The organism is Pirellulales bacterium, assembly GCA_036499395.1.
In the GTDB taxonomy this organism is placed as follows: domain Bacteria; phylum Planctomycetota; class Planctomycetia; order Pirellulales; family JACPPG01; genus JACPPG01.
Genome location: DASYDW010000046.1, coordinates 15,719 through 36,345, shown reverse-complemented (window position 1 = coordinate 36,345; position 20,627 = coordinate 15,719). Strand labels below are relative to the sequence as shown.

Here is a 20,627-nt window from a genome sequence, read left to right as displayed (position 1 = left end):
CGCACGCACTCCTGGCTCAACCGCGCACGGCGCTTGTTGATCCGCTGGGAAAAGAAAGCCGCGAATTATCTGGGCCTGCTCCATTTTCAATTCGCTATCGTCGCCTTGAGAGCCGCCAAGGTTCTCGGATAGGCTTTAAGTAAACATGGTCCATCAGGCCTGGTTTTTAAAAGAATCCGCCGCCAAAGAAGCCGATCGAGGTTCCCGGGCCGAACGGTCCGTCGTTGCCGGCATTGGGGAAGTAATCGCGGGCTTTGGAGAAGTCATTCCCCTTAACCGCGGACTTGACCGCCGCCGACTCTCGATCCAGGTCCTGATTGAGCACCTGTTGGCGTGATGCCGCTTGGGCCTGGTTGGCGGCGATGTTAGCTTGCCGCGCGTCGGCAAAGGCCTGCTGAATTTGCACGGTCGAATCCTGCTTGGCCGAGAAGGCCGACAGTTGATGACTGATTTGCGCGGCCGTGGCTGTGAGCACATCCGGCAGCTTCTGACGGAGCTTGCGCGCGTAAGTCGGCGATGCCACGGCCAGTGTTTGCGCCAGATAGGCTTCGGCCCCCTTGGCTTGATCGCTGGTCAAGACGCGCAGCTTCGCCTCCATGTCGTTCTCGAACCATTGCAATTGTGACGGATTCATACGACTGATGCCGACATGCAGCCGAGCTTGAATCTGCTTCACCTCGGCCGCGTCATACAGAGTTTGCGAAGCCAGCCAGGTTTCAACATCCTGCAGCATTTGTTGCCACTGCGGACTGTGCAAAATCTGATCGCGGGCCGCTGAATCCTCGGCCGAGGGATGCGCGGCGCTTTTCGCGTCGGCATTCGGGCGAGCCGGCGCGGCGGCCGGTGCCTTCTGCGCCGCCGGCGCCTTGGCTTTGGGGGACGCTTGCTGAGCCTGGGACGATTGCGCGATCGCACCAAGGATGCATGTTGCGCAACCGACGACAGCCAACAGGCGGCAGGATTCGAACCGTGATTTTCGCATGGGGTATACCACGTTAATAGCTTTCCTAGGCAAGCTGCTTGTGCGTCAGGCTGGTTACTTCTTGGTTGGCTTGCGTGTGATTCGCAAACGCAGATCGACGGTCGGTTCGCCGGCCACGTCATCGTCGATCGATTCCCAGATCGCGGTGTTTTCGTCGATGCGGCTGTAAATCTTGGTCGAGGTTGTGCGCTTGCCGTTGGGATGCGATGCGGCCGATTTGACGACCCAGCCATCCCCCTCGTTGGTCCATACGCCCTCGTTAAAGCCGCCGCGCGAATCGAACATAAAGGAGCGGATGCGCTGCTCCTTCGGATCCCAGCCGATCAATTGTGTTGAGGAAAACGGCTCTCCCGTTGCCGGGCGCATCTTCAGATGGGTGACGATAAAGCTCTGGTCTTGTCCCCAACTGCATGAGATTTCGGCGCTGACGTGCGGCCCCTCGGCGACCCAGTCGCCAATCAGCCAGCCAAGATCGTCCAAGGCAACCGTACTATCTTCGACCCGAACGGGCGACTCGCGCACGCCGTCGATCAACCAGCGTCCCTCGCGCTTAACCCACACGGCGGTGTAGCGCCCCTGCGGCGCCGGACCCGCCAGCGAACCGATGCGCTCGAACGAGCCATCTTCGATCGCGACGTCCGGCGTGACGAATCGCACGGTCAACGTCTCGGTCTGGGGCGCCAGGTGAGCCAGGTGAAAGGCTTCTTGCGAGAGCTTCTTCGCCAGAGCCAGACCGGCATGAATCTTATAGACGCGCCCTAACTGGTCGACGTAGTCGGCATCGGGCGTCCAATAGGCCGTGACGGCGTCGACGTCCTTCTTGTCGAGCGCCTGACGGTAGGCCGTTGCGGCGCTGCGCACGGCAGCCTCGTCGCTGCTGACACGCGCGGCGGTCGCTTGGGGTTCGGCGGCAACCGAACTGCCGGAGATAATCGCGCCGCCCAATAACAGCGCAGACAAACACAAGGCTGGACGCATCACTCCCCCCGAGTATCGCCAGTGGAAATCGAGAAATTCAGCACTTTATTGTACGACGCACGTGGCTCACGACCAGCGCCTGGAGCTCCGCCGGCGAAGCCCGTCCCCGGGATGATTCGCCCCCCGGCAACGGACGGTTAGGGATGTATCGATTAATGTGGCCTGCCTTCGACCTGGCCGACCTGCACCATACTCGCTGCATCCATATTCGTTGCCATGCCTGAGCCCGCAGGCCGGTCGGGAAGAATGCGGTTCAGTCTGCGTGTTTCAACGGAAGGCCGGAAGTTTGTGGTGGGCAAGAGCGGGGATTATGCTGCGCACGAATCGTGGGATGTTTGGCATTTAACAGAGGGCAGAACATGGGGAACAAGAATTCTCGCTTGGAACGAAACGGTGCCGCGGCGGCCGCACGCATCGCGATCGTTGCTGCGTTGACCATGACGTCATTTGCGTACACGGCTCGGGCAGCCGACGACGGCAAGTTGAACATCATCTGCTTTGGTGCGCATCCCGATGACTGCGAGCTACAGGCCAGTGGCGTCGCCGCGATGTGGGTCGCCCAGGGGCACCGTGTCAAATTCGTGTCGGTCACCAATGGCGACATTGGGCATTGGCGCGACGCGGGTGGTCCGCTCGCACGGCGTCGCAGGTCCGAGGTCGAAGCCGTGGCCAAGGCGCTCGGCACGACCAGCCAGGTCCTCGACATTCACGACGGCGAGCTGCTGCCGACCTTGGACAATCGTCGTACGCTCGCGAGGCTGATTCGCGAGTGGAACGCCGACATCGTGATGAGCCACCGGCCAAATGATTATCATCCCGACCATCGATATACCGGCACGCTCGTGCAGGATGCGGCCTTTATGGTCGCGGTGCCTTTTTTCGCCTCTGATACGCCGCCGCTGAAGAAGAACCCGGTGTTCCTGTTCTACCCGGACAATTTTCAGAAACCGAACCCGTTCCAAGCGGATATCGCGGTGGCGATCGACGGCGTCAGCGAGAAGAAACTCGATGCCTTGATGCTACTCGAATCGCAATTCTACGAAGGGGGCGCGCTAGGCTCGGCCGACAACATCCCCAGCGACCCGGCCAAAGCCACGGAACGTCGCAAGCTGGTACGTATGGCACTCGGTGGGCGGGATCGTGCGAACGCCGGGAGGTTTCGCACCGTGCTGGCGGACTGGTACGGACCGGAACGCGGTGAGAAGGTTCAATACGCTGAAGCGTTCGAGATTTGCGAGTATGGCCGCAAGCCGAGCAAGGAAGAGCTGCGGAAGCTCTTTCCGTTCTTTGGGGACTGAGCCGTACTGCGGGGCTTGCAACTCGCGGTGACTGCACCAGACGTGCAGGCGAAGGCTTGCAATTTGTCGAGCGCCGGTTGGGGTGATTGACCCGATCCATAAACCCCACGTTTATAACCACCGTAGGGGGAGGCTATGAGCCATTGAAGCGCTCTCTCATTCAGAGACGAAATCGTGAGCGGTGTTACGTACGACTGCCAAGGTGAGCGGTTTCGCGCCAATAACGTGCTGCGACAGTACATTTTGTCAGTCGCCAGCGGGAGGTTGCTATCGACTGCCAAAAACGCGTCTAAGGTTCAATGGGGCAATGGGTTGCGCGTGGCCATGTTCAACATTCATTGCATCCGGCACGCGTCTTGCTATATCGGCAGCCGACTTATCCGCAGTGGATAGGAAATCCCGCTTTGCCCAGCCGTCCATCAACGGAGGATGCCATGTTAGTTTTGAGCAGGAAGCCAGGGGAAAAAGTTCTCATCGCCGATGAAATTACCATCTCGGTTTTGAGCGTCCAAGGGAATCGCGTACGGCTGGGAATCGAAGCGCCGGGCGAATATCGCGTGCTGCGCGCCGAGTTGGCCCAGTGGGGTAAGACGCCCGCCGTGGCTCAGCTGCAGACGCCCGTCGATGGGGCCTGTGTGGGATGCGGCAGCTAGTCTGCTTGCTGTCGGAAGCTCGCTGTCAACGCACCTGCTATCACAACCGCTCAGCGAGGCCTTGAGCAACCCGGGGCTCAAGACCGGTTAAGGCGCTGGGGGACCAAGGCGCGGGTCTGGGGCAGGTCGCAGGCATGTCAGTAGAACCCGATCAGCGGACCATTGCCCCCACCGTCGAGTCACCCTGAGTTTCTACCATCACACCACCACTTGCACTTTTGCTAGTGGATGTTGGACGCCAGGAACAGCCTTCTGGTGATCAATTGTGGCTGCAGGCCACGCTCTGAGAAGCTGTTGTTCGACAGCGTATCGCCCGAGGTGATGGTGAACGTCAGTTGACTGCCGTTCACGACGTTTGCTCCGGTGCCGGCATGCGCCGAACCTCCCAGGTATCCACTCGGCGACGTCTGTGTGACGGTATAGGTTCCGGGCGGAACGGACGAGAAGCTGAACGACCCATCCGCGGCGGATGTCGTCGTCAACTGCTCGGCCTGACCCGTCGACGTGGTACCGGTCATGGTGATCGTCACCCCCGACAGAATCTGTTCGCCCGATTCCTTGATGGCGTCATTGTTCGTATCGATGAAGGTGCTACCGGAAAAAGACCCGTTGGTGTTAATCGTGCCGACGCCGACGCCTGCCGTCGGACTGACTGTCGAATTCGTGTCGCCCGCGGTTAGCGAAACCTTGAACTGGGCGCTGGGGGCCACGTTCGCATCCGGCAGGATTGGCACCGTGATGGTTGCTGTCGTCTGATTAGCCGCGAAGGTAACGGTACCGTTCGTGGGCGGCGTGTAATCGGTGTTTGCCAGTGCCGTGCCGGGCGTTATGGAATAGTTCACAGTCACCGGCACACTGCTGGGGGCCGAGAGCGTGACGGTGAACGTCATATTCTGCGTCGTGCTCGGCTCGGCGAGGGATGCCGATTGAATTGAAACCACGGGCTTGGGGATGCTGCCGAGGTTGATAGTGCCGGTCGCGCTCGATTGTGTGCCGACGAATGCGCCCGCCGAGACGTCCTGAATCGTGACGTGGAACGTCTTGGTCCCGGTGCCAGCGATCTCGGCCGCGATCGGCACCTTGATCGTGCCGTTGTTGCTGTTCTGCGGAATTACCAGCGTCTGCGTCGTGCCTGTGGTCTGATAGTCCACGCCTGGCGTATTGGTGCTGGCCCCGCCTACGGCGTTATCCGTGCCGGTGCTGGAAACGGTGTAATGAATCGTGATGTCCTGACCGGCATTGATCAAATCACCCGATTTCTGTTCATTTACCAACGTCACGAGGAAGCTCATGGTTGTCGCGGCCGAAGTGTTCGGCGTGACACTCGAACTCCCAATCACGACCGCCGGCTCGTTGGTGATTGTCCCAAGCGCGGAAAGGGTCGTGTTCCCCGTGCCAAGCGTAGCGTTCGATTGATTGGCCGCATCGAGTGAAATCTGCACATGGAACGTTTTATCGGTCGCGGTTTGCGCCGTGTTACCAAGCGTCGTGATCGTGATGGTGCCGTCGGTTTGTCCGGCGGCGATTGTCAGCGTCTGCCCGGTGACCGCGGTAAAGTCCGTACCTGGCACGGCCGTATCTGTGCCGTTCACCTGTGTGCTGTAATCGATGATTGTATCTTTGTCAGTGGCGTTCGTGAGATGCACGTTGAACGACATGGTCGAAGCGCTCGGTTGCGCTTGCACGGTGGAACCTGCGATCGTAACCGTGGGCGCCGGAGCGACGACATGGACGGTGCCCAGCGCTTCGCTGGCCACCGGATCGAACGTGACCAGGCTTGAGTTCGAGACGTCGATGCCGGTGATCGCGACGTGGAACGTCTTATCCCCCGGCGACGTGGTGTCGGCCGGGATATTGATGTTGAACGTGGCGGTCGTTTGGTTCGCGGCGAGTTGCACGCTGCTCGTGGTGCTCGTGAAATCTTTCCCCGCAACCGCTGTATCAGTTCCGTCGAGTTGCGTTTGGTAGTGGATTGTCACGGGCTCGTTTACGGCGCCGCTCAACGAGGCAGTAATGGTCAGGCTGGTCGCGGCGCTACCGGCAGTTGCCGTACCGCCGGTTAAATGGGCCGTGACGGGGGATACAATTGTGGCGTTGACGGTGCCAGGCGTTATTGACGTTCCCGGGATATACCCGCCATCCGTTGTGGTCGGATTGCCGTCCAAGTCGTTTACAAAGACTGAGTTATTGCCTTGTGTATCTGATGGCGTGGGCGCCGTCTGAATTGTCGAACCGTTTGCACCCGTCACGGCGTTGGCGGTCATTTGAATCCGATCGAGTAGGATCGGACCGCTACCCAACGGCGTGGGATTGCCACTGATAGGTATATTCTGTGAACCAGTGAGATTCTGAATCGTGCCTGGGCTGGCGGTGGTGTTGCCGTGGCTCGCAGAATTGGGGACGGGATAGTCCGTACCGGGATCGATGGTACCGGTCGGGGTCATGACGCTCTTATCGTAATTCACGTTGAGCGATGCAGAAACGACACCGGCATCGCTAAGTCCCGTGCGGGGATCGTCGACGAAGACGTCGATCCAGAAGGTCTGACCGACTGCAATCGGTCCGGTGATCTCTTGATCGTTATTGTCAGTGAGCTTGAGTGTGTAGCTGACGCTGGCCGCCTGGCTGGCATTGGTATCGGCCGCCTGCGCCGTGGCTTGCGGTGTGGCCGTGGCGCTACTGTCCGTCGAGGCGATCGCCAGGGGCACGCTCGTCAACAGGTCGGCGGTGACCAGGGCCCGCGATTCGAGCGACTCGAATGTCAGCCGGGTCGGCTTGGGGGCACGGCGGGACGACTTCGGGCGACGGCCTAAATAGCGGAACACACTCATGGGTTGCTGCGCCTCTGCTCTCTGAGGGGATGGGGCGACAATCGTGGCGCCCTGTGTGCCCTTGGGGGGGCATTCTGGTCCCTGCGCCGAATGGCGCGCTCAAACGGCGTCAACTCGATCCCGAGACCCCGTTCCCCGTGGTCGTCGGGCGTTGCCGCCGCACTTTCGAATCAACTAACTCACGCCGTGCGGGCAAGGGTTCCGAATCCGTGCCCGACGCGTGATTGCCTCTCTTAAAAACCGCGATTGGATTCGCCGTCTGTTCTATTCTCCTGCGACTCTGGCCAAACCTCGAGACGGTTCGCGTCGTGACGCGCTTGCCGAGGTGGGCAGGGCACAGGGACCGGACGGGCGAATCGGATGCTCTCTGTTCGGCCCGTGTTACCTCGTTCGAATGAGAGGGACGGGCTTGATCGAAATTGTCGTTCGGCTTGAGTTTGCCGAAGATTCATTCAGAGTATCCTGGTCGAACAAAGACCGCAAGAAACTTGTTGCCACAGGCCAAGTTCCTGCGCGGGGCCGGTCGCCCAATCACTCTTGGACGGTCCTACGACCGCTACGACCATTAGGTTCAGACGGCCATGCCTGCCGCCGGGGCCGACCCCGGTGCCGGGGGCGTCCTTATCCCCGGCGATGAAGTGGCACCTGATGTAATGGTCACGGACGATCAGTCGTCCGAATCGCCCGACGCGAAGGCCAGAACCGGCTCGTCATCCTCCGCGTCCAGGAAGCTCGTGCCGAAGTCGTAATCGGCAAACAGTTGCGAGTGAGCGGCCGCGGCCGTCGTCGCAACGTTGCCGGTGGTTGGCGAGCTGGCCGCGACGCTGCGTGCCGCCACCGAGGCCTGCGCTACCGAGGTCGTGGACCAATCGCTGGAGGCCGCCAACGGGCTGGCCAGCGAGCTCGAAACATTGTCCGTAGCGAATACCGTGTCAGCCACGGCTGACTTGGTGACGGTCGTCGCCGTGGCGGCGACCGGATTTGCCGCCGAGACGTCGATTGCCGAGGCCTGCACGCTTGCCGGAACCGCGGCCGCCACATTCGACGCCAGCGGTGCTGCCGATAGGCTGGGAGTCGATGCCTGGCTGGCTGCGGGCTGAGCCGGCGTGCTGGCAGCAGACTGTGTCGCGAGCGGTTGCGCCAAGACCACTTGCTGACCGACAACGACAACCTGATGCGGCGCGGTGCTGGGGCCGAATTGGTTGTAGTAGGTCACCTCGGCGATGATATCGCCAAGGTTCATCACACCGTCGCCATTCACGTCAATGTACGGGCCATGAGCACCGGGCAGAGCCAGCGGGTAGCTCGGTCCGTGCAGGTCGACCGGGCCGAGGGCATTGAACACCGAAATCAGGTTGATGATATCGGACAGGTTCACGTTGCCGTCGCCGTTGATATCGGGACTGATGACGTGCGTCGCGTCCTGCTGATACAAGCTGGACGGATTCTGCCAGAGGGCCGTCGGCACGATCAGGTGAGCCTGGCCGTAAGTGGCGACCACCGGCTGGCTGGAACCCGAGACCAATGTGCTGTGCCCCGTGCCCGTGGCGGCCGCTGTCGCGAAATCGACGATTGAGCCCAGTGCGGCGCCCGACGACATGGTCCCCTTCACGCTGAAGAGGAGTTCGGGCGAACCGAGCGAGGACGGAGCGGTGGACCGGGTGCCACCCGCTTCGTTGATGTCGGTTTGTCCGCCGGCGTTGGGGGTGCCGCTCTCATTATTGGGGAAGCCCGTCGACGCTGAGCCGTTGATGACCAGCGAATTGGCAATCCAGCTCACCAGGCTGTTGTCGTGCGTCAGATCGGCGAACGCGGACGTGACGCCGGTCGCCCCCGCGATACGCGTATCGGTCACATAAACCTGCGCCACGAATGTGGCGCCGGGTTGAACGACGTAGTTGCCGTTCACGATCGGCAGCGGATTGCCCGTGGTCGGATCGGCCAGCACCACGGTGTAGGCCGTGGTTGGCTGGATGGCGACCTTGTAGTCTTCGACCTCGCCGTCCTGCGCCAGGCCGGTGTAGGAGAGTCCTCCCTGGGTGCTGATGCGGAAGCGGGCGTACGTGGTCGTGACACCGGTTACCGGCACCGAGAAGTAAAGCGTGCTGGTGCCAGCGGTCAACGTCGTCACCGGAGTGCCGGTTAGCGAAGGATTGTTGTAGAACGTGAACTGATCCCCGGAGTCCGCCCAGGAACCGTCCCCCTTCCAATCGATCCAAGCATTCAGGGTGCCCCCCGACTTCGACGCCGTTACCGCGACCGATCCGACCGTGCCGGGGACCAGCGTGCTGAACACCACGCCGTTTCCTGACAGGGCGTTGCCGGCGTTGGTATTGGGCTGCCCATCGGCGGCAGTGTTTTCGCTGGTGCCGAAGAACAGACCGTCGCCGCTAATGATGCTGCGGGCACCATTCTGAGCCAATGTCGTGGGGTAGGGGGCCGGTGCGGTGCCGAAGTTCATCGACTGAATGGCGACCGTGTAAATCGACAGACCGACCGTGTTGCCCGAATTACTGTCGGGCTGCAACGGGTTGGCGGACAAATCCTTGATAGCGTTTGCACCTGAATTGGCCGCGACGATCGTATAGGTATGGCCGCTGGCCCACGTCCCTGTGGTGGGAGTGAAGCGGGCCACATTATTCGTCGGATCGTAGGTAAAGGCGTATTGCGTGCCGAGGGTCAGCAGGTCCTGCGGGAAATTCGCGGGATTCTGACCGGCAGGCACATCCTCATACACGGCGAAGCTCGCCGCCGAAACGGTCGAAGGATCGATCCCTGATCCGGTGCCATCACTGAGCTGGATCTGGAAGTTCAACAGTGCGCCGCTGCCGTACAGGACGGTGTTCAGCGTCGGGTCCTGGTCGGTACTGCCATTGTCGCTGGGGTTGAACAGTGCGGCCGTGGGGCCGGTGAAATCGCTGCGGTCGAGCGCACCGCGATCGATAAAGACGTTCGATCCCGTGCCACCGCTCGATTGAACGTTGGGATCGGCGATACGCAGCTTGCCGGTCTCGTCGGTCGCCGGCGCGATGATCGGCAGGCCGACCACGACGCCGTTGATGACGCCGATGCCCAAGGGGGAATCGATCGTCGTCATGGCCGTGCGATCAGCCAGCGTCTGCAGCGAGCTGTCGATCGCCAGGTTGGTCAGGCCCGAGCTGTTCTTCTCCAGCAAGTTGAAGTTGTGATTGGCGGCATTCACGAAGAGCGGAGCGTTGGTTGCCGGAGTCGCCGGGAAGCTGCCCAGACCCGTGCCGACCGTGTTCTGCGTGTTGCCCTGATACAGGTTTGCCCCCAGCACGGTTGACGTGCTGGACGAATCGACGATCACACCAACCGCCAGATTGGCGAGGATGTTGTTGAGCAACGTCGGACTGGCGTTTCGCGAGACCGCGATGCCGACCCCGTTGCCGCCGCCGTAAATCGTGTTATTGACGATTCGGCCGAACGAGGCGATCGCCGTGGGGAGGATGTTGCCCGCCGCATCGACGTCGGCATCACCCATGAAGTTGATGCCAGCCGTGCCGGCGGAGTCGATGATGTTGTTCTGGATGACCACGCCCGGGGCCAATCCGATCCCGAAGGTGAAGTTCTTGCTGCCGGGGAAGAGCGGACCCTGCGGTACCGCGACCGTCTGCTTATTGACGGAATTGTTGACGTTCACCAGGTTCGCGGCCGATTGCTGCTGGGCGTTAGTGCCGTCACGCTTGGCCGGCTCAACATTGATGCCGTAGTTGGCGGCATTTTGAATGTCGTTGTTGGCAATGATCAGCTCGCCCTGCGCCCGGACGGGGTTCACGTCGCCACGGTTGTCGTATTTCAGTATGGTCAGACCAGGGATGTTCGTACTGCTCGTCTGGGCACCGAACAGGTTGATCTGGTTGCTGGTCACGGTGCCGTTCGGCGGGGTACCGCTGCCGGTCCAACCCTGAATCGAGGCCGACACCGCGAAGGTGGCGCTGGTCTGCGAATTGATCGCCTTGAGGATATGCGTGGCGACCGTGATCGGGCTATCCGCATTCGTGAACAGCACGGCCCGATTGCCGTCGGGCAGGAGTTGCCCATCCGTGGCGACGGTCCCGCCGGCGAGGACATATTCGAACGTGCGGTTGTAGAACCCGTCGGAGAGCGTGAACGTCTGGCCGGCCGTGATTTGTGGCGTCGACGAAAGGAGCACAGTGGCGTTGCTGAGGTTCAGGCCTACCTGCGCGGACGAGACGCCGGTCGGAATCAGGAAGATCTTGCCCGTTGGATCAAGTGCCGCACGAACGCGGAAAGTGGCACTCGTCTGCGCGTTGATCGTGTTGACGATCGATTCATTCAGTGTATTCAGCTGAGTTGCCGAAAGCGGCTCGGCCAGGCTTTGGTTGAGCGAGAAGAAGGGAATTCCCACATTGCCCGCTGAAACACCGTTCGGAATGAAATCGTAGGGAGTAGTAAGCAGATTGCTCTGGTCGAGTGGAATACCTTCCGAGTCGAACTCGAAGGTTTTCGAATTGCCCAGCCCGTCGCTAATCGTGAACGACGCCGGCAATAGGCTTGCGGCAGGATTATCGTGAGCAAGCAATCCCGCCAATACGAAGTTCGAGTTGAGGTCCATCTCGATCATGCCCGGAGCCAGCAGCGAGTAGTTCGTCTCCGAGCGGTCGCTGCCCAACAACAGTTTCGTGGGGTCGATCGCGATGTCCGGGCTGATGCCGAACTGGGTCGTGGCGTATTCTTGGCCGCGACGAATCGACAGCTGATACGCGCCGACCAAGCTCTGCGTTGCCGAGCCCGGCGTGGGATTCTGCGGCACCGGGAAGAACGTCGTCAGGGTATTTAGCGCGGTGGGGTCCGAGCTGGTGTTGATGGTCGCCGGGTCTTGCGTGACCATTTCACCGCGATCGGCCAGGCCGACGAGAATGTCGTCGATCGCCAAACCGTGATTGTTATTGCTGCCCGCATTCGAGGTGAAGTCGAACCTCAACTTGATGTTGGCGGCGCCGGCGAATTGGGACATGTCGACGCGTGCTTGTCGCCAGGTATCCTCGATCCCCTGTGTAGGATCGGTGGCACTTACCTGCGGCGCGTTGAACAGGAACTGAGTTCCCTGCTTCGAATTGTTGGAGCCCGTATTGGAGAACACCGACTGGTATTTGGCCATGTCCGAGGCCTGATTGCTGGCCACGGTGGTCCAAGTTGCGCCATTGTCAGTCGAGACCTGCACCCGCGCGATGTCATCGCCCGAGCTGGTCGTGGCATTCCAACCGGCCGAGAGCAGGTAGTTGAAATACAACGTCGGCAGATCGTTCGAGGAGTAGCCGGCCAGGCTGAACGAATTCGTAATCAGGTCGCCGTGCGTTCCGCCCGGTGCGTTGTAGTTGTTGCCGATCAGCAGATTCTCAATGTTATTGGCCGTGACCTGAGCCGGAATCGGGTAGAAACCCGCATTATAGGCCGTCAGTGCGGATTGCTCCGCGGTGAGTTGCACGCCGTATTGCGCATTTTGGGCACCCGGCAGGCTGCCGTTGGCCAATCCAACCTCGGTGTCGTAGGCCGTCAACTGCGGATAGGAAATGTAGTGGAAGGGAGACGTGATGGGGCTGTTGGTCTCGTAATTCTCCAGCCCGAAGTAATAGCTGGCGCCACCGGCGATGGCCGTGGTATTGGTGCCGGTGTCAAGAGGATTGATGTTGCGGCTGTTGTCCGGGGCCTCGTAGATACCGTGTCCGGGATCAACGGCGCCGAGAGTCGTGGGATGCCACGGATTGTAGTCGACGGGCGAGAAAGCCAGCCCTGTCACGTTGTGCAAGCCGGTGCTGAGGTGGTCGGCGCCGCCGGGCCACAGATTGACCGCGGGATCGCCGAGGATCTTCGACGGCACGGACGTGATGATCGCACCATTACCATTGTTAGCGTCTGTGTTAATGGCGTAGATGTCGCCGTTGTCGGTAATGGCGAACACGACATCCGTCAGGTCTCCCATGAACCCGTCGCCGTTAATGTCCAAATCCTGCGGGGCGAGCGCCAGTCCGGCAAAGTGCAAGTTCGAGCCGAGGTTCGTGATGTGGTTGACAATGCCGGTCGACCCGGTATTGAACAAAGCGTCGAATCCGGTATCGATCGTGATGAATTGTCCGGTCTTGGTTACGCCGTAGACGGTATTGCCGTACTCCGGCAAGTCGAACACGTTGATGGGCGATGTACCGCCACTGGCGCTGAAGGCATTAATGAACGTGACGACATTCCCGTCCTGCTCGGGAATGACGTTCAATCCCTCAGGCGAAAACGACTGCGTCAACGCCGTGATCACGGCGATGGTCTTCGAGGCGACGGTTTGCGCGTCGTCCGTGCTGCCGATCAAAATCGGAATGTTGGTGCCGGTGTTTGTGCTGGACGAGAAAACGAATTCGAAGGTGTCGGTGTGATCCTTGTCGGCGATGCTGAACGTCGAGCCATTGTTGATGGCCGAGGCGTCGGGGAATTGCAGAATCTTGCCGATATGTGTTACCGCGGCCAATCCGGTCACGGTGCCCACATCGCTGCTGGTGATGACTCCGCCGCTACCGGACGGAGGATTCATGTACATCGTGCCGTCATACGGTCCGAAGGCGCCTTCGTTATTGAGCGGAACGGGGTTGAAGAAACTGTCTTTTCCACCGGTGGCACCGCCGGTTGATGGATTCACCACATACAAGTGCGACATGCCGAAGATGTCGGTCACGGCGTAGTAGGCATAGTAATGGTCCGTGTCGCCGATGATGAATGTCCGATTCTGGCCGTTGTTGTAATCGATGAACGTCATCGCACCGACGGCGAGTTCCCCATTGGTAGTAACGGCGCTGTTGGGGAACGCCGGAGGATTAGCGACCGTAACGGGAAGCGTCGCGGCGGCAATACCGTCCGCACCGGCTGGATAGGCGTTGGCGTTCGACGGATCGATGATAATCGTTACGCCGCCGTTCCCAGAGGAGGTTTCGATCGTCTGATCGCCGTACAGCAGCCCGTCGCTGCGCATCGTGATGGTGCTGGTTTCGGCAAGGGCGCCACCGCTCTCGGTGGGAATAATGCCTATCGGATTGCCTTTATTCAGGATGGCACCCGTAGCGGCGTTCACGGAGTACAGCGGCGTTGACACGTTATTGCCCGGATTCGCCGCGATGAACAACGGCACATCGGCCAGCGTGTAGGGAACGATGTTCGCGCTCAGGGCGTTAATAATCGAGCCCGGCTGGTTCGGGTTGTTGTTCGAGATGAATGCCGGCGCGATGGGCAAAATCGACGTTGTCGTGGGAGCGATCGTCTGACCCAAGGAGTCGTAACCGCCGCTGGGATTGAGCGGCAACGTCACAAAAGGATTGCTTGTGTCGGTGCCGGCGGGAACCGTGGGATCGATGTGATCCTCGACGATGCGCACCACGCTGTCGACCGGTTCCATGCGCTCCAGCGACAGGGGCAATGGTACCGTCGGGATGGTGGGATTCGCCAACGCTTCGGGGCTGTTGGCCGCGGGCAGGAATGTTTGCGATAGATCCGACGGCAACTCCGCATCCGAACTGATCGCGACGTAATACGTCTTGCTTCCGCCCACCGGCAACTGCACGCTGCCCAGGAACGGATCGAGCGGGCTCGACGAGCCGGTCGACAAGTTCGATTGGGCACTCGCCGTTGGCGTCGGCTGATCGCCGACGTTATTGGAATTGCGGCTGATGTAAACCAAGTTGCCGAGCGAGTCGAAGACCGACAGCGTCAGGTCCGGACGGGCGGTGCCGCCAGCGTAATCGATGTCAAAGATCGTCGACCACGACTTGTCGGCATTGGTGCCTCCCAGAATCGACTCGACGTCGGCGTAGTCCAGGGTGAACTTGTACCACTGCACCTGGGATGCATTCACCAACTGGCTGGAGACGCTGACCATGTTCTGGTCGCTGGTCAGCAGGTTGCCCAGGTCTTGCGCGCCATTGAACGTGCTGTTCGAGATGCCGTTGATCAGGGCGGGGTTGTAGACCTGCGTCGAGGTGCTGGTCAGCGGCGAGCTGTCAGGCAATCCTTGCACGTCGATCGCCGTCGTCGCGTTGCGAATATCCGCAAATTGAATCGTAGTGCCGGCCACCTCGGGCTGCTCTTGCAAGCGCACCTGCAGCGAGTACTGGCCACTGGTCTGGTGATTGTTGCTGAGAACGCGAATGTAGTAGGCAAACGTCTGACCGGCTGCGCCAGGCAATACCACACGCATGCCGGCGTCTTTCATATTCTTGCTGTACAGATCGGCATTGACGCCAGTGGGATCGGCGCCAGCTTGAATGCCGCCTGAGAAATCGCCGAGTGAGAGGGGCTGCGCGTTGATGCCGGCGGCAGTCGATATCTGCTCTGTCCCCAGAATCTCGGCGGCCGCGTCATTGCTGCTGGCCAGCACGTTGCCGTTGCTGTCGATCAATTGCAGGACCGTGTCCAGCGACGGGCTGGTATTCGAGATTTGCAGCCAGACTTGCGTGCCGGCTGTTCCCTGGAACGTATACACGTCCTGATCGGCTGGATTGTCGTAACTGATGGCACCGTTGACGACGAAACCGAGGCGAAGATTCTCGTCGCCGTTGAGCTGGTTCGGCGCGAGCGTGCCGAGCGCTTGGGCCGTGGTCGGCGTGCCGTTGGTATCGCCGGTCGATCCGGTGTACGACGGTTCGAGCTCATTGACTGCGGCCACGTTGCGGTCGTTGGCGTACTGCGTCAGCGTGATGCCTTGCCACGCACCCGAACTGGCGATGTTCGAGGTATTCCAACCGATCAGTTCCATCGCGCGGATGTCGGTCTGTTGAATATGCTCGCCATCGACTTCGACCGGATCCATGATGCCGATGGGCGTGGCCGACGGGATGTCACCGCGATACAGCCAGTGGCTGGCCTGGAAGTCGCTGCCGGTCGAGAGCGGGATATCGCCTGCCGTTGAGCCCGGGACCATCAGCGCCGGATTGTTGAATTGGCCGCCGTCGTAAAAGACCTGCGTGCCGGGATTTCCTTCCTGGAGAATGCGCGGCGCATTCGTGAAATTCGTAGCTCCCTGGCCCGGTGCCATGCGGAACATATCGAGAGGCGTCATGTTGACGTTCGTCACTCCCCCAATGACGTCGTCGACCGCGCTGTCGAAGCCCAGGGCGTGTCCCAATTCGTGGATCGCCGTGGCCGTAAAATCGACGTCGCCCGTCGTGGTGCCGTCGGCCTGGGTGTAGTCGAAGGGGAAGTCGAGGCTGAACTGCATCGAGGCGTCGATCGGCGTCGTGCCGTTGACGGCCGATTTGGTCGTCGGCAATTGTGAGGGGCTAAAGCCCAACGCCAGCGCCTCGGACCGCGCCACCTGCATGGTACTGCTGACGGTAACGCCGGACGGCACCGAAGTGACTAATTGCGCGAAGGTGGGCAGCAAGCTGAGGAACGTATCGTCCGGCGTCTCGTTGGCGATCATCGCCGCGCGGACCTGGTCATAATTGAGCGAAGCCATGATGGGCAACGTATCGCCCAGAATGTCGCCTCCCAGGTGTGCGAAGCTGACGTCGATCGTGATCGTGACGGGCGTGTGAATCACGGCGCTCCAAGCGGCGGCCGCCGCTTGCAGAGCGGTGCGAGCCGCGGTCGGCACCGACGAATCGAATTCGAATTGAATGCCAAGCGAAGGCGCCGCGCCGACGGTCGTGGTTACCGCATTGCCTGACAGGTCGACGCCGGCTCCCACGGTATTGTCACCCAGCGACGTGAGTACAACCGGATGTCCGGGCGTGCCCAAGATTTCCAGCGTGCCGCCGATGCGATTGCTGATATCGAGCGGTTGCCCGCCGGCGGTGAACCCGGCCGTTTGACCGGCCAATTTCACGACCAGGCTCTGCGTGGGGCTGCTCTTCAGCTCGAGGCCGCCGACGCTTTCGAAATTCGGAATGTCGATATTGCTTTGTAGGACATGCACGATATCGACGTCGTCCCAGACAGAAGTCGTGTCCAGGGTGGCGCCGCGCACCTCCATGGCGTTCATCGTGTTGCCTTGCAGCACATTCAAACGCACCAGCGGACCGTCGTTGTCGTCGAACTGCGTGAAGCGACCAAGGGCGCCCGTGCTACGTCCCCAGTCCGGAACGTTTTGCGCCGTCAGGCTGTTAGCGCTGATGCTGATGACGTCTCCCGTGTTGTTACGGAAGATATTGTTGACGATCACCGGCTGGGCGCCGATGACGTAGATCGCGGCCGCGGCATTCGAACCGCGACCGTTGCGATTGCTGGTGTCGGCGCCGCCGGCGTTATTCTCGAGAACGCTGTCCGCGATGCGCACCGTGGCCTGGTAAATTTCGATCGGATTGAAACTGGCGAAGCCACCCTCGATCGCCGAGATGCCGCCCGCGTAGGTGAGCTCGACATGGTCGAAGCTGCCGGTGGAAATCGGATCGAAGTAGAAACCGGCCCAATCCCCCATGGCAGGGACACTGCTGAAATTGCCGGTCGTCGCGAAGACCCCTCCGGCGCCATAGGTATTGTCAAACAACGATGTGAAGATAATCGGCTTGGCCGAGGTGCCTTCGGCGATGAGCTGCGCGCCCATGCCGACTTCGACGCGCGCGCCGTTGGATTTGATGATCACGCCCGGATCGACGATCAAGTCACCCACACCGCCGCCGGCGCTGACGCGTTGCTGAGCCGTACCGGTACCGCCGCCGAGCGGAGTGTTCGTAAGTTGGCCGTTGGCATCGAGTGCTACGGCGCCCCCCGCTTCGCCCTGTACGAGCAGGTTTTGCGAAAGCACATAGACGATATCGGTGGCGGTCAGTCGCGCCGTGACGTCCAAGACGTCGATCGGCGCTCCGGCATTCGTGCGAATGCGGATGAATAGGCCGTTGATGCTGTCGCGGGCTAGCACGTTGCCATGAATCACCGGCCCGGTACGGCTGTAATCGGCGATGTACAAGCCCGTAGCGGCACTGTTCCCTTCGATCAGGTTGAATTGGAAGCTGTCGGGGTCAGCGCTGATCGCGGCGTCCGCGTTGTCGTGAATATTGTTGTTGAGGATGGTCGGCCGCGACGTGACCATGTCGATCGGGTCGTAGACTTGCTGCTGCCCGACGACATTTACGGCGCCGCCACCGTAGGAAATATTGGCGTTGGCGACGTAATTCAGGAACACGCCGTTCTGCTCGAAGTCCGAGTCGTTTTGGAAGACCAACCCGCCCCAATCGCCCGGCGCGGGAGTGGTCTTCAGCGGATTCGTGTCGACCCCGATGGCCTCGTTATTGTCCGAGGTCAAGTACACGCTCTGTTGTGGTGTACCCAGAACCTGAATCGCGCCACCGCTGAGGTCGGACCCTTGCGTAATGGAACCGGCGTTGATGTTGGCGCCGCGCAATTTGATAACGGCCCCGGCGTCGATCATCACGGTGACGCCCTTGGGCACGTTGAAGGTCGTGCCGTCGGACAAGGGATTACCGAGTGAATCGCGCCCGATCTCGTAGGCCTGGTCGTCACCGAGCGTCGAGACGACGCCGTCGGTCCCGCCGTTCCCGACGATGCGCACGATCTCGCCCGAAGCGGCGACCGAAAGTGCCGTGGCGATATTGTTGTAAGGCGCCGTGATCGAACCGGTGCCGCCAGCGGCCGCGGTTTTGTCGACGAAGATGGTGCTCGACGCGTTGCCGACCTGGAACCAGAAATTGAAGTCGCCGCCGGCGATGCCGTTCAAGTCGCCATCGAGCGCCTGACCTCCGAGGTCCGTAAGTTGCTTATCCGGCGGGATGGGGCTGAAGCTCAAACGCAGGTCGTAGCCGCCCTGCGTGGTGCCGCCACCGCCGCTATCCGCAACGTTGGGGTTGAAATTCGTATTGCCCGTGCTGGTGACGACGATGTAATACTGGCCAGACTGCAACGAAAGATTAATGAACGAGTCCGAGCCGAAATAGTCGTCATTGCGGGCGACGATATTGCCCGAGCTATCGTAGAGGGTTAGCACAGTGTTCAGCAGGCTGTTCACCGGTGCGCGCTGCGCAATCGTCTCGGCCGAAAACGTGCCGGAGTGTTCCAGCGAGAAGCTGTAGACGTTGATGTCTTTGCTCTCGGGCCGGTACAGGAATTGTCCGTCGAGAATGTCGAAGCTGCCGGGCAGCACTGGCTCGGGCGCGTTCGTGATCGGGTTGCCGCTTGAGTCCGTTGCGGCGCCGGTGCTTCCCATGACTTGCAGGCCGGGCAGGTCACCGGACTGGTTCAAGCCCAGATAGTGACCGACCTGTTGCATGGCCTGTTGAAAATAGGCTCCGCCGTATTCGCTCGCACCCCAGTCCGTCAAATTGCTGACGATGGCCACGGGAATCGTCGAGGTGGAGCCGTCGGTGTTCATGACGCTGCTCAGGCCTTCGATGCCATTGAGACTGGTCACGGGAATGTACGAGGCGACAGCGCGCGTATCGCCGGTGGCAATCGTGAGCCCCTGTGACGAGGTCTCGACAAATTGCACGCCCAGGTAATGTCCCCACAGCGTGAAGATGTCGCGCACGTCCTGCATTTGCTGAGCGGTGATCTGATTGATCAGCGGATTGCCTAGCGGATCGGTGCCGTAAATGCTGCGGAAGTTGTAATAGATCGTGCTAATGCCGGCCGTCGAGTCGGCGCCGAACGTGGCCTGCCCGGCGCTGGCCGTGCCGTAGAAGTGATTCAGATTGTCGACCGAATCGACGGTGGGGATCTGGCCCGTAAGCCCGATGTCCGCCGGATCAGGCGTCGGCAGGTTACGCTGGCCAGGGTCCGTGGGCCCGCCCGGGTAGATCAACGGATAAGCGGCGTTGTTCGTCGAACTCGAACCGGGCGCTTGGATCAGACCGCCGGTGATCAGCGTGCTCTGCGAAGAAAGCGTGTTCGTGGCGTCGAGCTGGCCGACGGAGAAGGCGTTCGAGAACATCGAACCGGGCTGGTTCGCGCCGGTCAGATTGATCGTCGACGTGCCGCCGTTTGTCGCATCGTCGCCGATGCGCAGACGATAGGTTCCGGTGCCGCTGCCTAACTGGTCTAGGCTCTTGGCGAACGTCAGCGTCGCCATGTTTTGAGTGGCGTTGTACACGACCGAGGTCGGGTTGTACGTCACGTCGTCGGCCGTGCTGGCGGTGCCGCCGTTGGCGCCGGTGAAAATCAATTGGAAGAGGGTCGGATCCAGATTGTTGCTATTGGGCAACGTCTGCAGCACGTCGTTCGAGAAATAGACCTGGATCTGATTCGTGGCCTGTTGCAGCACGCCGCTCGCATTGCGCGTGACGGGCTGCGGCACGACGGCCGAAACCTGCGCACCATAGTTCAGCGAGAACTTGATCGACTCGGGATTCGTGATCGCCTGGCCCGAGGTGTTCTTCAGGGCACTTGTGGCCGAGATCTGATAGGTATCGTCAGGCAGCGTATTCAGGAAGCGGATGACGACCTGATTGGTCTGCTCCGAAATGCTTTCGTAATAATCGTAGGTCTGGCTGGCGACGGGATTGGCCGGCTGCGGCGTCAGCGAGATGTCGTTCGAGTTGCCGATCGTGCCGTCACCACCGGCGCGCACGATGTGGATGCCGGTCAACAACGTCGTCGGGTCAATGGTTTGACCATCGTCGAAGTTGAGGATCAGCTGCTGCGGCGCTTGCGTGAACGCCGTAGGATGCGTTGCATCCGTGCTGAGCGTGGCGCCGTCGTTGGGAATATTGCTGATGATCGACACCAGCGTCGGTGCGATCGAAAACAGTATTCGCTCTTCAAGCGGCTCAACGAGCAGGCCGCAAGTACGACGTGCTATCGCACCGCCAAGCGGTTCTTTTTTCTTGAAACCTTGCGCACGGCGCGCGCGACCAAAATGCCAAACACCCACGGAGAGGCCCTCCCCTGTTGACCCGCAATCGCCCACCGCAGG

The 20,627-nt window shown here is 60.7% G+C and carries 7 protein-coding genes; 3 read left to right on the top strand and 4 right to left on the bottom strand.

Features of this window, described 5'->3' with window-relative positions:
• Positions 1 to 132 (top strand): IS5/IS1182 family transposase (locus tag VGN12_07420; protein ID HEY4309266.1); only part of this gene is annotated, 132 nt, incomplete at its 5' end.
• 34 nt (positions 133 to 166) lie between these two features.
• Here the strand turns inward: VGN12_07420 and VGN12_07415 are convergent.
• Entirely contained in the window at positions 167 to 982 is an 816-nt protein-coding gene (locus VGN12_07415) for a hypothetical protein (GenBank protein HEY4309265.1), read from the bottom strand.
• 54 nt (positions 983 to 1,036) lie between these two features.
• Complete coding sequence (locus VGN12_07410) at positions 1,037 to 1,960, bottom strand: nuclear transport factor 2 family protein (protein ID HEY4309264.1); 924 nt, start codon at positions 1,958 to 1,960, stop codon at positions 1,037 to 1,039.
• A 359-nt stretch (positions 1,961 to 2,319) separates the two neighbouring features.
• On the opposite strand from VGN12_07410, the gene VGN12_07405 reads away from it, so the two are divergent.
• Together VGN12_07405 and VGN12_07400 are read left to right on the top strand one after the other, a co-directional pair.
• A complete protein-coding gene (locus VGN12_07405) occupies positions 2,320 to 3,258 on the top strand; it encodes a PIG-L family deacetylase (GenBank protein ID HEY4309263.1) in 939 nt (312 codons plus the stop codon).
• Positions 3,259 to 3,692: 434 nt separating this feature from the next.
• Positions 3,693 to 3,911 carry a carbon storage regulator gene (locus VGN12_07400; protein ID HEY4309262.1) on the top strand — a complete coding sequence of 73 codons (219 nt, stop codon included), beginning with the start codon at positions 3,693 to 3,695 and terminating at the stop codon, positions 3,909 to 3,911.
• A 221-nt stretch (positions 3,912 to 4,132) separates the two neighbouring features.
• Here the strand turns inward: VGN12_07400 and VGN12_07395 are convergent, their stop codons facing one another.
• Positions 4,133 to 6,742, bottom strand: coding sequence for a Calx-beta domain-containing protein (locus tag VGN12_07395; GenBank protein ID HEY4309261.1), 2,610 nt, complete (start codon positions 6,740 to 6,742; stop codon positions 4,133 to 4,135).
• A 667-nt stretch (positions 6,743 to 7,409) separates the two neighbouring features.
• The gene (locus tag VGN12_07390) at positions 7,410 to 20,585 is read right to left on the bottom strand and encodes an NF038122 family metalloprotease (protein HEY4309260.1); all 13,176 of its coding nucleotides are present in this window, start codon (positions 20,583 to 20,585) and stop codon (positions 7,410 to 7,412) included.
• Positions 20,586 to 20,627: the final 42 nt, after the last annotated feature.

Coding starts and splice junctions, on each gene's coding strand:
- VGN12_07400 (HEY4309262.1), top strand. CDS start 3,693: ATGTTAGTTTTGAGCAGGAAGCCAGGGGAAAAAGTTCTCATCGCCGAT.
- VGN12_07395 (HEY4309261.1), bottom strand. CDS start 6,742: ATGAGTGTGTTCCGCTATTTAGGCCGTCGCCCGAAGTCGTCCCGCCGT.
- VGN12_07410 (HEY4309264.1), bottom strand. CDS start 1,960: ATGCGTCCAGCCTTGTGTTTGTCTGCGCTGTTATTGGGCGGCGCGATT.
- VGN12_07405 (HEY4309263.1), top strand. CDS start 2,320: ATGGGGAACAAGAATTCTCGCTTGGAACGAAACGGTGCCGCGGCGGCC.
- VGN12_07415 (HEY4309265.1), bottom strand. CDS start 982: ATGCGAAAATCACGGTTCGAATCCTGCCGCCTGTTGGCTGTCGTCGGT.